Source organism: Vibrio sp. OPT24 (genome assembly GCF_015163545.1).
Lineage (GTDB): Bacteria > Pseudomonadota > Gammaproteobacteria > Enterobacterales > Vibrionaceae > Vibrio > Vibrio cyclitrophicus.
The window spans coordinates 50,163-64,423 of sequence record NZ_JADDYI010000053.1 but is presented as its reverse complement, the minus strand read 5'-3'; the positions used below and the strand labels follow the sequence as shown (position 1 = coordinate 64,423).

General features: G+C 40.8%; 13 protein-coding genes. 5 read left to right on the top strand and 8 right to left on the bottom strand.

All coding sequences use genetic code 11. The features are described 5' to 3' along the window. The first annotated feature begins 42 nt into the window (after window positions 1-42). Entirely contained in the window at window positions 43-540 is a 498-nt protein-coding gene (locus IQO02_RS14105; RefSeq protein WP_010429233.1) for a fasciclin domain-containing protein, read from the top strand. 101 nt (window positions 541-641) lie between these two features. Here IQO02_RS14105 and IQO02_RS14100 read toward each other — a convergent pair whose 3' ends face one another. The 5 genes from IQO02_RS14100 to IQO02_RS14080 form a co-directional block, all read right to left on the bottom strand. Next, window positions 642-938 (bottom strand): hypothetical protein, encoded by a 297-nt coding sequence (locus IQO02_RS14100; RefSeq protein ID WP_010429230.1) that lies wholly within the window; start codon window positions 936-938, stop codon window positions 642-644. A gap of 106 nt (window positions 939-1,044) precedes the next feature. Continuing rightward, window positions 1,045-1,524: a GNAT family N-acetyltransferase gene (locus IQO02_RS14095; protein ID WP_016785165.1), complete on the bottom strand. Its 480-nt coding sequence runs from the start codon at window positions 1,522-1,524 to the stop codon at window positions 1,045-1,047. A gap of 76 nt (window positions 1,525-1,600) precedes the next feature. Next, on the bottom strand, window positions 1,601-1,930 hold the full coding sequence (locus tag IQO02_RS14090) for a cupin domain-containing protein (RefSeq protein WP_016796491.1): 330 nt from the start codon (window positions 1,928-1,930) through the stop codon (window positions 1,601-1,603). Between the two features lie 90 nt (window positions 1,931-2,020). Next, window positions 2,021-2,524 (bottom strand): YgjV family protein, encoded by a 504-nt coding sequence (locus IQO02_RS14085; RefSeq protein ID WP_050612844.1) that lies wholly within the window; start codon window positions 2,522-2,524, stop codon window positions 2,021-2,023. A gap of 120 nt (window positions 2,525-2,644) precedes the next feature. Then, window positions 2,645-3,445: a PhzF family phenazine biosynthesis protein gene (locus IQO02_RS14080; RefSeq protein ID WP_050612843.1), complete on the bottom strand. Its 801-nt coding sequence runs from the start codon at window positions 3,443-3,445 to the stop codon at window positions 2,645-2,647. A gap of 646 nt (window positions 3,446-4,091) precedes the next feature. Here IQO02_RS14080 and IQO02_RS14075 point away from each other — a divergent pair. Continuing rightward, window positions 4,092-5,123: an ABC transporter substrate-binding protein gene (locus tag IQO02_RS14075; RefSeq protein ID WP_102277649.1), complete on the top strand. Its 1,032-nt coding sequence runs from the start codon at window positions 4,092-4,094 to the stop codon at window positions 5,121-5,123. A gap of 3 nt (window positions 5,124-5,126) precedes the next feature. After that, complete coding sequence (locus IQO02_RS14070; protein ID WP_016793647.1) at window positions 5,127-7,559, top strand: putative bifunctional diguanylate cyclase/phosphodiesterase; 2,433 nt, start codon at window positions 5,127-5,129, stop codon at window positions 7,557-7,559. Between the two features lie 399 nt (window positions 7,560-7,958). Here IQO02_RS14070 and IQO02_RS14065 read toward each other — a convergent pair whose 3' ends face one another. From IQO02_RS14065 to IQO02_RS14055, 3 genes are all read right to left on the bottom strand, one after another. Then, window positions 7,959-8,984, bottom strand: a complete 1,026-nt coding sequence (locus IQO02_RS14065; protein WP_010429209.1) for a diguanylate cyclase domain-containing protein — start codon at window positions 8,982-8,984, stop codon at window positions 7,959-7,961. A gap of 10 nt (window positions 8,985-8,994) precedes the next feature. Next, window positions 8,995-9,450 carry a hypothetical protein gene (locus IQO02_RS14060; RefSeq protein WP_010429206.1) on the bottom strand — a complete coding sequence of 152 codons (456 nt, stop codon included), beginning with the start codon at window positions 9,448-9,450 and terminating at the stop codon, window positions 8,995-8,997. Window positions 9,451-9,965: 515 nt separating this feature from the next. Then, entirely contained in the window at window positions 9,966-11,504 is a 1,539-nt protein-coding gene (locus IQO02_RS14055) for a bifunctional GNAT family N-acetyltransferase/carbon-nitrogen hydrolase family protein (RefSeq protein WP_010429203.1), read from the bottom strand. Between the two features lie 580 nt (window positions 11,505-12,084). Between IQO02_RS14055 and IQO02_RS14050 the strand changes: the two genes are divergently transcribed. Then, window positions 12,085-13,338 carry a GGDEF domain-containing protein gene (locus IQO02_RS14050; RefSeq protein ID WP_016766787.1) on the top strand — a complete coding sequence of 418 codons (1,254 nt, stop codon included), beginning with the start codon at window positions 12,085-12,087 and terminating at the stop codon, window positions 13,336-13,338. Between the two features lie 476 nt (window positions 13,339-13,814). After that, window positions 13,815-14,225, top strand: a complete 411-nt coding sequence (locus IQO02_RS14045; protein ID WP_016796490.1) for a c-type cytochrome — start codon at window positions 13,815-13,817, stop codon at window positions 14,223-14,225. Window positions 14,226-14,261 lie beyond the last annotated feature (36 nt).

Here is a 14,261-nt window from a genome sequence, read left to right as displayed (position 1 = left end):
AATACATCTCGGAAATAACAGATAAACTCAAAGGACTAAAATATGTTTAATAAATTAAGCAAGACTCTGTCAGTACTAGTTGCAACACTCCTTTTCACCACATTTGCTCACGCTAATCACCACGGAATGAAGAAAGACATCGTGGACGTAGCGGCTGAAAACGGTTCATTCAACACTTTAGTGGCGGCAGTAAAAGCAGCAGGTTTAGTGGAAACTTTGAAAGGTGATGGCCCCTTTACTGTATTTGCACCCACAGATGAGGCGTTCGCGGCACTTCCTGAAGGAACAGTTGATATGCTCCTGATGCCGGAAAATAAAGATAAGTTGGTTGCAGTACTGACCTATCACGTAGTCGCGGGGAAAGTGATGGCTGCCGATGTGATAAAAATAGACAGTGCTGATACGGTTCAAGGACAAGCTGTTATGGTCAGTGTCAGTGATGGCACTGTTATGATTAACAACGCTAAAGTAATTACAGCCGACGTCAAGGCAAGCAACGGTGTTATCCATGTAATTGATACTGTATTACTTCCTAAATAGTGCAGTTGAAATTCTTTTAACAAATTCAAATTGAATTTTGTTTAGGGTGTGACAAGTTCACACCCTTTTATTTGCCTGTTTCAAATCAAATTAGGTCTTCGTTACACAAACAGTCGACCGAATATTAGAAATGCCGCCATAGACACTACTTTTGTAAATACCACCACCCAAATGCAGTCACCAATACTCGCATGCGTCGCCTTCCCAAGCAGGAAGACAAACAGAATCACCCCCAAAACCCAGCCAACAGTCGGAATCAGTGATACCAAAGCAACGATAACGGCAATAACAAGAAGAGATTTAAAGTCAGCCACGACAAAAGACATCTTTGACGCAATATACATACAACATGTTGTCATTAATGCATCCATCACAAACGCTAAAGCTTCAATTCCCACGTTACTTCTTTCACTCAAATTAGTTGCAGTGAATATTATCGCTAAAGTGATGATTTTTCTTTAAGAAGAGAACCAAAAACAGGTGAAAACTGTAACAAAAATGAGATTACCGTTCGTCTGAAGGCACTACCTTCTCCATCACGTAATTGGTGAGTTTTACGCCACGCATTTCAACTTCCTGCTCATTAACGACTTTAAAACCAAGGTGTTCATAGAAAGGCCTTGCGGTAATACTTACTTCAGAGAAATACCGCGATACACCACGAACACGACCAACAGCAAGAACATGTTCCATTAGCGCTCTTCCAACGCCTTTACCCTGGCATTCATGATGACAGAAGAAATGATCAATCAAGCCATTGGGTTGCAGGTCAGTATAACCAACAACGCAACCATCTAGCTCAGCCACAAAAGGTAGTAACTCGTTCATACGCTTTTGCCAAAGCTCAGAGTCAAAGCTACTTGGTGCCCAAGCTTCTACTTGCTGCTGAGAATAATCTCGAACATTAACATTGCGAACGGTATGAAAGTAAATCTCCCACAACGCCTTAGCATCACTGGTTTGGTAATTTCGGATTCTAACCACGACATAGTCCTTTCATGTATTTAGCGTATTGGACAGGTGACGTATTGTCCCTAGGTTCTCTCTGAATGAGTCGACTTTAGAACAAAGAGTTTGAACGATAAAACACAGCCAACCAGATCGTCACCATGTCTTTATCCGTACCAACAACCTTGTGCTTTTCTCTTGCTGCAATGTTGATATAATCCCCTTTTGATAAAGTCACAACGCGTCCATCTTCAAACTCAATCACACCTTGACCTTCGATCACCATTACCCACTCATTTTCATCTTGGTCATACCAACCCTCTTCTGGGGAACTGTGACCATGAGACAATATTCTTTCGATTCGAACACTGTCGTTCGCAAGCAGGTCATTGAATATTTCATTGGGCATCGACGAAGGAACATCAGCGTAAATATTAGACATCGAACTCTCCTAATCCTTGTTAACTGTAATCTGGTGCTGCGCTTTGAATCTTGTGGTTCTTTAACTTAATAAACCGTATAAAGCTGAAACCTAAGCAGCGACACTCTTTTTGAAGTAAAAACGGTAATAGCCCACTAAGTTACTGCATATAAACAGCGCTTCCATCACTACAGCAGTAGGAGAACCAATCAAATAGTTATGCACCAACCAAAAACTGGTTCCGATGATCATCAATTCACGTAATCGACGATCGTCTTTATTAAAAGCGGCAAAGGTTTGAAACACAGAAGCAAAACAACTTAAAACACTCGTTAGCCCCGAGTAGGTAACGGCTGTCGCAACGACAGACATAGAACAAAACAGGTACTTAAACTTGGAAGATGTTGAGAACACGCTTGTTAAATAACGAGTAGTGGCAATGATCATCAAACACGCGGCGGTCCATTGCTCTAACAAAATGAAGTGACTCGAAATAAACGTTCCTGCAAAAAATAGACAAGTGACGATTTTCTTCCTTTCCTTAAACTGGAATGACAGCAGATCGAAACAGATGGCAATCGCAACTAATACTTGAGACAGATAAAATGCTGACACGGTAATTCCTTCAAAAATGACACTACATCGACTTCGTTCAACCAGAAATGAACGAAGCCGCTATTTAATTCAAGCATATAAGACAACCGCTTTGGTCTAACATTAAGCCAGTAATCAACGTTAAACCTTCAATACACCACAAATCACTGTTGTAGCCGTACCAATGATTTTTATTCTTCCGTTCGCTAATAACTCTGTCGACATAGACCCACCACGACGGGATGCTTGATAAGCGTTAAAGCTCCGTTTGTTGAACTTTTCTGCCCAGTGCTGCGTCAATGCACAATGTGCCGAACCAGTGACGGGGTCTTCATTAACACCCACCCATGGCGCAAAGTAGCGAGAAACAAAATCAAGTTCAGGATTTGATGGAACTGCCGTTACCACAACACCTCTACCATCCATGCGTTTCAAGGAGTCAAAGTTTGGAGACAAATCCAATAGAACGCGCTCATCAACGACTTCGATTAACTGCTTTGAATCAAACTCTCTAAATGAAACAACTTGGTTGAACTCCAAGCCAAGGTGTTCGAGCAATTCTTGATCGGGTTCCAGACTCGGCGATAAATGAGTGCTAGGAAAATCCAGCTCGATAGACGATTCACGAACCGTGGCAGATAACTCACCAGACAAAGTATCAAATACTACCTTATCACCCGTTTTCACTAACCCTTGCTCTTTCAATACGTGGACGGTTGCCAAGGTACCATGTCCACATAGTTTCACTTCTACTTCTGGCGTGAACCATTTAAGCGTCATAGTGTTAAGCACAAGAAAAGCCGTTTCTGATACCGCCATCTCTTCCGCTATTGAAAACATTAATGCTTCATTCAAAGGCTCTTGAGAAATACAAACCCCAGCAGGATTTCCCTTAAAGGTCTGGGTTGAGAAAGAATCTACTTGGTATACCTCTAATTCCATAACAACTCCTTGGCTGACGTAGGTTTTCTACTGTTCGAAAAAGCTAAGCAACGCTCAAATGCGTTAAACATAAACCACAAGTCTAAGTTTAAATATCAACCACTAGCCTAAGTATTAATGCTACACCGACGTATTACTCGCACGTTTAAGTGTTACCCACAAACCAAAGCAAGACTCGTTTAACTTAAGCTATTGCGGCCTACAATAAGCACAAACACACCGTGCTACAAGAGTAAATAATTGCAAAGTCCTGAACCAAAACCATGATGTTTATCCGAACACATAACTTCCCGTTAGTCTAAACACAAACCAAGCCGTCATTAAATGCATTAAAATTGCATAAATAGTTGCATTAACCCCCACTATGTTGAATATTAATCTATAATATCAGGTTAAATCTGACCCAAAACCCCACTTAAGGTAAAAGATCAAAAATAATTTTTTCACTAACGAGTGGGCACAAAGAACCTTTAATTAATTCAAGGCATTACATCAGACCCAGATCAGTCATATGGAATTAACAAGGACTAACAGAGCATTTTAATACTGTGCAACGAGTTTAATTATAATTAGATACCTAAATTTGAAACATGTCCCAAATTTTGGGCTACGATTTAATTAATCACAGTACGAAAGGAATCCGTCGGTGAAAATATTTTATATATCATTACTTGCATCAACATCCTTTATAACTGGCTCTGCTTTTGGCCAACACCATGATATTTATATCTATAATTGGGATGCATTTCTGTCTGAACGCGTTGTTGAACAACTCCTAGATACTTACGATATATCCCTAAAACAACAGTACTTCTCTGATGAATCAATAAGAGATGAAGTATTGTTGAGCGAGCGTCGAAGTGCGTTTGAACTCGTAATTGTAGAAAGCGTAAAACTTAAAGCCTTAGCAAAACAAAAGCTGTTCCATAATCTTCGCGACTTGCAAGATTCCATTGCCGGTCACCTTGATCAAAGATGGGTTGAAGGGTGTGGTGAATATGGCATCCCCTATGCTTGGGGAACATCAGGAATTCTATATCGAAGCGACAAAGTTGCCGAACCTCAGTCTTGGAAAGCCTTGCTTGCCCCGGAACCAGAAAACAGCGGCAAAATCAGCATGTATTACGATCCCACAGACCTTGTTGGTGCTGCCTTGCTAATGAATCAATTTGCCCCTTTTACGAATAATGAACAAGAACTGCGAGTAGCGTACAAAACTCTAAAAGAACAAAAACCACACCTTGAAAGTAACGAGTACATCCTTGATTATCTCAACCATCCAGAGCGCCTATCCAACATCAATCTCGCATATGGATATTCAGGCGATACATACGTACTCAACGATTTAGAACCTGAAAGCACATGGGCTTACATTGTCCCTCAAGAAGGAACAACCTTATGGTTAGAATGCATTGCTGCAATTAATAATGGAGAACTATCTACTCAGTCAGTTACTGCCATATCATTCCTGTCTGAACCCAATATTGCCGCTCAAAATGCGATGGATGCATGGTTTGCTACCCCAAGTACAAAAGCAAAAGAGCTGACATCTCAAGAATATCAAAATGATCCGGAGCTGTTCCCAAGTAATGAAGTATTAGATCGTAGTTACCTTTATCAACAATTAGAACCCAGTAGCCTTCAAATTCGAAACCGAATTGTCGACAGTTTGAGATAGTTAATGCCAATATTAAGAAAGTTGTATTTAGTACTCATACCAACCTTGCTCCTTGTCGCTACAATAGCAGGGGTGGTGACATATAATTTTGCATCACACCATGCTAAGCGTATGTACTTAGACAAAGTTCAATCTGACGTGAATACGGCTCTAGTTGCAGCAGAATACGAACAACTCGGTTTGTCGTTGCTCGTTAAAGATATTGGTTCTTCATTACAGTTTCTCCGTTACATCCAAACTCCCGATGACTACACTACCTTATCTCTACTAGAGAAACGGGTTCTTCGTGTCCTCAATCAGAATCACGTCAATCAATTTGGACAGCGTAATGTCTATATAGTAGATCCCAAGTTCAATCTAACGCTATCGACGTTAAGAGCCGACCCATTTGAAAGGCTAAAAATTCCTGATAATATTTATGAAAAGGTTTTCGATTTATACACGTCACTGGTCAACAAAAAAGAGCTATCTCCAAAAGGCTTCTCTTATATATCGGTCAGTGGTGAGCTCAGATATGCTTATGTCGCTGCAATTGACCCGTACTTACTGCCTCAAGATAAGCGTTCGGGTAACAGTTTAAATCGATACATATTAATCGCAGACGGCTCTTTAAAACAGCTCTCTAGATTACTGATTAAGTATAATGATGACGACAATATGCAGCTCTTAATAGAGCCATCATCAGACGTTGCTAACATTGAAAATACACAGTTTGTGATTAAGTCCATTGAACAAACGAAAGAAAGCATCAATGTACAGATGACAAGCCGACACTTTATAGCTCAAGTGAATATTCGCGAGCAAAAGTTCAACGAGGAAAAGGCAATCATCGTCAGACAGACTCTGGTTGGTTGCTTTACGACCCTTTTTGCAATCATGCTAATCATACATATGGTGGTACGTTACCAGCTCGTTCGCCCACTCAAAGACTTACTTCACGAGATCTCTATTGGTGGATTAAAGCTGCGATATTTCAAACGCTCATCTGGGCAAAGCGAAATCGATGGTTTGAAGAATGCGTACATTGACTCCTTGACGGAATTGAAGTTCGAAGCCGAATTCGACCAACTCACTAAATTAGCCAACCGACGCTCATTCATTCGCCATTTAGATGTCCGCCTAAAAAGCTCAATGAGCCCACATTGTTATTTGGTTTGTTGGGACATTATTGATTTCAGAAAGATCAACGACTTATATGGAGCAAAAGTCGGTGACAATGTATTGGTGAGCTTAGCTAAGGCATTGAGAGAAACGCTGCAACACCAACAGTCCTCTTTAGGGTTTAGCTGCAGTGATTATTCTTTGGCAAGACTTGGCGGGAACCAATTTATTGCCATACTAGAGATGGATGAACGCAAATCGATAAACGAAGAAATTGAGAACATCAATAACACCCTGACCGGAACTACATTCCTTGATTATTATGGATTTAGGCTCTCAATCGCTACAGCTGTCTTGCCTGTGGACACTCCAAAATTCGAAGAGATATGGCATAGATGTGTTGATGAAATGCTGATCAATGCTAAGTCTCACAGTGATGGAGAAAGTCGCATCATGTACGGTGAAGAGTTGCTGCATACATTAGAGCGACATGACACGCTCGAGAAAAGGCTATTAGAATGTTGTGAGAGCGACAATTTCGAACTTCGCTTTATGCCCATATTCAACGCTCAAACACTTCACATCGATGGTGCTGAATGCCTCATACGCTGCCCTGCGTTGTTTGATATTAACGCTGGGCCCGACGAGTTCATTCCTGTCGCGGAAAAGAGTAATCTAATCTCCAAACTTGACATGTGGGTAATTAAAACAGCAATCAAGTGCTATAAAGAACTCGCAGAAGTTCACAATTATCAAGGCACCTTATCGATCAACATTTCAGCTATGGAGCTCTATAATCGTAACTTTGCCGATAATATACGTAAAGTTCTTGAACGATATCAGGTCACTCCAGGTAACATAATTATAGAAATCACAGAAACCAGTTATGTAAAAAGCACCAAACTTACCGTTCAAACCATTGAGAGCCTCAGAAGCTTGGGGTTAAAAGTATCCCTCGATGATTTTGGTACCGGTTATACTGCATTTAACCAACTTCTTCATTACCCAGTAGATGAACTAAAAGTTGATAAGAGCTTTATCGACAATATAGTCAACGACAAAGCAGGCCGTAAAATGGTTGAATCAATGGTTAACTTAGGCCACTCTTGTGACACGTTAGTTGTCGGTGAAGGGGTAGAATCAATAGAGCAGTATCAATACCTCAAAGAGGCAAACTGTGATTTGATACAAGGCTACCTATTTAGTCAACCGCTAACCTACCTGCAATTCATCGAGTTTGTCAGAGACCACGACCCCCAAGCTATTTTAGACGCTCAACGCCATCTCAAATCTAGTTCTAGTGAACGAATAGTCTCATTAACTCAGAAAAAATAACGTAGATATTCATCTGTTGTTGTTTTTTGAATGCTTACGGCGACCACTATGAAGTAGCAAGGTCCTAATCTATAACGACTACTGCCCCTTTCTATTTTCAAATCATCCTATCTGTCTTAATCTGCCCTAGCTATTAACCTTATCTAGATTAGATCTATGCAAACCAACTTTATCGACTTTTGCGACTTCACATCAAACAGATGAACAGATGAACAGATAAACAGATAAACAGATAAACAGATGAATCAGGACGAAAAAAATATGATTCGGCTAGAAGGTAAACGTGGGAAATTACAGTTACGATTGCCAAACTGACAGCCGCCGATTTGATTGAGTGTAGGGATAGGGAGAAAGATGAGTTAAATAATAGAGGTCAGTATTCGCTCAGATAAAAGAGTATTAACCTTGCATATTAGTTAATAGCTCCATCATATCTTGAAAACTGATGTTCTTTTTATGCCTCACGACCGCATCAATCATCAACTCTAAGTTACCTGCCGCTATATAGTCACTGAGCACATCGTTAAATTTCTCCAATATTTCATCACTCGTGCACTCATGGTCTGGAATGAAGAACAAAAACTGACTACCGCTGCTACGAAACGACATGGTATTTTCAGGAATCTTTGCTATCAGAGACTTAGCTGCCGAGCTAACAACTAAATCACCATATTCGAGTCCATATTTTTGATTAATCTCACTAAGATTTCGGATTCGCACGAAGTACAGATCGAAATTATTATCCTTTAGGTAATTATTTTTAACAAACTTCATTAACGAAGCTCGATTACGAAAGCCAGTGGTGACATCAGTCGAGAGTAGTCTTCGCTTAGTGGTAAAGTCGACATAGAAAATAATACCTGTAAGCATCAATATCAGGGTAAGAAATATACTACTTATTTGATGAGTCATGACTAATTTATCGACCATGAAAGTATTTTCTTCGATAACGGGACTTTGTAACCGGAATTTTTCGTTAATAAAACCAACTAATGTATGGTAACAAATATCAATCTTTTTTTGTAAAGACTCTTGAGCTAGGATGCCTTCGTTCACTAATTTAATTGATGGCTCCAACGCCTTAAATTTATCAAACTCTGTCGTAAAGTATGGCTTAAAGTTAGCGGATTTAATGAAATTCGAAGATTCTGTACTGTTGATTAAAATATCAAACCGGCTCCAAGTGATATCATAAGCGAGCCACAACTTTTCGTAATCAATTTTATCAGATTGGCTGATCATCAAAAAGTTGGCGTATTCCTTTACTAATTGAAAAACAAACCATGTAGCTTCATTTTGCCGATTAGAAAAACTCTTGTTGATATCATTTATCCGAGTAACACTATAGATATTGATAGTAAGAACGGCTACCGCTAAAGACAACACAACGACTTTCACGACAGCCAAAGACAACAGCTTTTTCATAATCGCTCCTCTAAAGGTGAATATCTCTTATCTGCCAAATCATCTTTGCATGGAAATCCGTACTATCGATCTCTGGGTTCGAAGATAATGGATAAACCAACCAGTAAGGGCCTTTATCTCTTACCGACATAAGCTTTCCATTTTGCTTGATCGCGATAATTGGTTGATAGTCCAAGAAATCTTCTTTGGGCACGGCAATCTTGTAGTCATTTAACGCCACAAATGTTACTTGAGAGGGGATTGGCTTATCTAGCGTTTCAAGAACAGTCTGCAACGTCACTCCACTGTATACCGACAGTCCATCAACCCAAGGAAGCGAAGTCTCGATTTCTTTTTGAGGCAAAGATAAAAGCTGCTCCGTACTTAACTTGTGCTTTTGCCCTAAGTGATCAAACACAGTGAGTTCAGAGGCGGCAAGATTAGAAAACGAAAAAAGAAAAATTATAAACAGAAATACAGTTCTCATTTTAAACTCCATTTTAAACTCCATTTTAAAAAGTCACTAAATTGAGTCTAGACCAAATTGACCATTTGACTTAACTAGTGATTGTCTAATTTTCAATCATATAGCTTTCGACTTAATCACCTCACTGCCACCTAATTTATAAGTCAGGGAGACCGTATGAATGCCTATTTTTTACCACCTAAGTAAAAGCACTCAATACAGCCTCTAGCATGGCTATATTCATCATGCAGCGCTTTTGCTCTGCGCTTAGCACTTTAGATCTAATGTAATAGCGACACTCTAGATAGGTTTATAAATTGATACCTAGGTTATCACGGCGTACATCATTGCCGTATGTTGCGCATCAATCTACACATTGACGGTGCCACTTCAAAGCGTAACAACCCCCTCTAATAAGGTAGCAAATAGACGATAGATGAAATGAACAACTCAAGTGAATTATCGATAGTACAGTCAACGCAATGTAGCCTCCCCTCAGTCACTCGCAACACCCAATATCAACATTCTCCGCCTTATTAAGACTTGTTGTTTTTGGTAAAGCCTCCGTACAAGTCAAGTCTACGGTGGCGTAAGTTGGTGACCGAACCTTCCATATTGAGCTGCTTAAGCTTGGTTAAATCGACATCCGCAAAAATGATCATTTCGGTATTGGCACTGGCTTCCGTCAACGTGGCATCGTGCGGGAAATAAATATCTGAGGGTGAGAACACCGCTGACTGCGCATATTGAATATCGACATTATCGACACGTGGGAGATTGCCCACACTGCCACCAATCGCCACGTAACACTCATTCTCAATAGCTCGCGCTTGAGAGCAAATACGAACGCGCTGATAGCCATTTTTGGTATCGGTCCAAAATGGCACAAACACAATTTGTGCGCCTTGCTCTGCCATCATTCGACCCAACTCCGGAAACTCACTATCGTAACAAATGAGTATTCCCACTTTACCTGCGTCCGTATCAAATACTTGTACCTTGTCGCCCCCATCAATCACCCAATCCTTTTGCTCATGAGGCGTGATGTGTATTTTGTACTGAGCGTTAATGCTCCCGTCACGCTGCAATAGGTAAGCGACGTTATACAGTTTTCCATCCTCTTCAATAATCGGCATGCTACCTGCGATGATATTGATGTTGTAAGTAACGGCCAATTGGGAAAAGCGTGATTTAATCTCTTCAGTGAAACTAGCAAGAAAACGGATCGCCTCAACAGAGTTTTGTTCCTTTTTTAGCCCCATCAACGGCGCGTTAAAAAACTCAGGGAAAAGTGCAAAGTCAGCTTGATAGTTGGCCAGAGAGGAAATAAAGAACTCCGCTTGATCGAGCAGATCTTCTAAATCGTTCATGGCACGCATTTGCCATTGCACCACGCCAATACGGATCAGGTTTTTCTCGACATCGTGCACCGATTGAATGTCTTCCTCATAAAAAAAGTTGTCCCACTCCAAAAGCGTTGCATACCCTTTAGACGCATCGTCTTCAGGCAGGTAACCGCGCATGATTCGTTTGACATCGAAGTCGTTGGCCAACTGAAACGATAAAATAGGATCATGCAGTTCGCGACGTTTTACCTTGTCGATGTATTCCGCAACACTCAGGTCATCGGCATGCTCGTGGTAAAGAGGGATGCGCCCCCCTGCCAATATCGCTTTGAAGTTTTTGCTCCGGCACAGTTCTTTGCGGGCATTATACAAACGGCGACCTAAACGGAGGCCTCTATAATCAGGGTGTACAAAAACATCCAAGCCATACATGGCATCGCCTGTCACTTGATTCTGAATCACGTTATTTTCCGTGATGATGTCCGTGTAAAGGTGAGGCAGTGAGAAGCGGTTGTAGTTCACTTTTATCGTCAAAGCCGCGCCGATGATCTTGCCGTTATCTTCAATACAAATTTGACCATCAGGAAACTGATGGATTAGATCCAAGATAGTCAAGCGGGGCCATGCACCTCCCACATCGGGGAACACGAGATTCATTAATGCCGCCAATTCAGTGTAATCCGATGGCTCAATAGTGCGTAAAGAGAGTTGATGCGAGTTGGTATCCATATCCGACGGTCCGTGTGTCCTTTTTAAATGATAGGCTTGAGGATGCCATATTTTGAACCATACATACACCCAAAGGCAGCCGTTAGGGGTGACAAGCCGAGGGAAGTCGTCTCCCCCTTTAACTGATAATTTGCTAGGGTTTCGAAACTGTCATATCAAGCCCACTTAGTATCCATTGATCGGTTGTATGATGGGCAACAACATGTCGTATGAGCGGTAAACTGTCACAGGCCCAATTAGGCATCATTATCGCAGAATGAGGTAAAGCGAACTACACTCGGCTTGAGTAAGCGGTATCCACTCACTTGATGTTAAACACTATTTGTCTGTAACCGCGAGCTTTGCAACAATGAACTCTACACCATTCGATAGCTAACCTAGTTCTAGGTTTTTGTTGGTAGTGATTTTAACTCTAATGAAGCACTGGAAACTTGTTTTTAAAAGAAATAGTTGATAATTTCCATTATATAGATCGCATCTATTCACGTAATAAATAAACGTCTCCACGACGAGGCCATGATTAGCCAGATAACGATTCTTATTACCTCTCAAACATCGCTGTCAATCTTACAGGAAAATAATGGTATCACTGTACTCGGTTCCCCTGATCGTTGCTTCTAGTATCAGCCTCATAGCGGGTCTGTTCTTTAACGTGCTTTACCACCATTTACATTCTCGCCATGAAGAAAAAATACAGTACTATCTAATTTTTTCTTTATTCGCTTTCGTTAGCGGCGTGTTTCTGGCCGCCTTTTTTATTCTCATTAACAGTAGCGATAACCTCGATTATCTTGATATTGCTAATCGTGTGACGGTTATTACTGCAATGTTCACTGTTGTATTGGGTTTACATTTCTACGTTTCATTCTTTGAGTATGACGCTCCTGTCTACTTAAAGCGCTGTTACACCATTTGTACTCTGTTCGCAGTGATCGCTTTATTTCCTAACGAGTACTTCTTAGCTAAAGAGCTTTACCCGACGTCCACTTACTATACCGGGCTGTCTTTTGGACCACTCTTTCAATTATGGGGAGCTGGGGCAATATTATTATTAGGATATTGCGTTCTCATTCTGGCTCGAATTTACCAACATCAGTGCAAGATAAATCAACGTGTTGGCATAGTGCTACTGCTTTTACTTACAACCATCTTTTGGGCAGTAACCGGGGTTTTGGATGCCCTAACCGGAATTCAGGTTATCGACCTTCCACCACTGACATGGATTGGATCTTTCCTCGTCACTTTTTGCATTGCATGGATTTTAGTACTTCATATCGACGAGCTGTATCAGGAAAGAAATCAGTTAAATAGCCATTTGATGTATGACTATTTGACGAAGGCGTTTTCACGCAGTTACTTTGAAGTTCGGTATTCTGATGCCCTTGAAGCCTTTTCGGCTAATAGAGCGCCTCGACTTCATTTATGTATGTTCGATATTGACGACTTCAAGTCCGTTAACGACCAATATGGACATTCGAGTGGTGATGAGCTTTTAAAGACAGTGTCGACTATAACTCAACGTTTTATTGGCTCTGAGGATTGCTTTGCCCGGTTCGGTGGGGATGAATTCGTTATACTGTTTTCGGGGCAGGAGGAAGAACAAGTAGTACAAAGACTAAAATCAATCAAAGAACAAGTATCCAGATACACTTTTGGACTACCGCCTTATCAATTTCACGCGACTTGCTCCTTTGGCCTAACAGGTGTTGATACGACACACCACTTTCACAAAGACCTTTCAAACCAATTACTTTCCCATGCAGATGAGGCACTCTATAAAGCTAAAAACACGGGTAAGAACACCATCGCTGTATCTAATTTAACGGCACCTTAACGTTGGTCGGTGTTCTTTCAAGTGGTTAATGTGCATGATTAGCCCCCTAAAAAGGAAGCATATGGTCATAGCTAAATGTGCTCGTCAAATCGACCGTAATTTTGTCTAAGAAACACTCACGATCTCACCCTGACTTACAAGTTATCTATCCCTCTTTGCTCCTCATCCGAATTTAAAGCACATTGACTGAATTGCTACCATTAAGATAGGTATCATTTCATAACGATGGCGATTAAAACTCTACTTTTTAAGCTCGATAAGTAAACCAATCGACTAGGTAAGTACGTATTAAGATACGAAATTACTAATAAATATGGCTCAACAAGTAGCGAGAATGTGCAACGCTGCATAACCTTTAATCGAACGTAATTCGTTTTTACGATTTTTTAATCGCTTTAGGTCAGGTAGTCGCAGCCAAATATCACCGTTCTATAATCACGAAACGCTTGTTAACTTTAGAATCAAGGGAATCAGTAATGAGTTTGAATAAACATAAGTTTAACTCCATAGCCGCACTTTCCACCGTTTTAATGATGCTCGTAACGTACCCAGTTTATGCAGGGATCGATGATGAGCAGTTCGAATTAGGTAAGAAAAAAGCCAAGGTATGTATGACCTGTCATGGTGCTGATGGTATTTCAACACAAGATCCCTACCCTAACCTTCGTGGACAAAAGGTGGGATATCTCATTTCTTCTTTGAAAGATTACCAAACGAGAGAAAGAACGAGCGGCCTGGCGATATTGATGCAGCAACAAGCTGACACGCTTTCCGATCAGGACATCCGTGACATTTCCTATTTCTATTCTCAATTGGGTCACGAAGCACAGGTGGATAATGGCTTCCAGCAAAGCAACGACTCTCAAGCAAGCCAAGCTTCTAAATAGAGATGTGCGGACCGGCAATAAAATAATAAATAGACG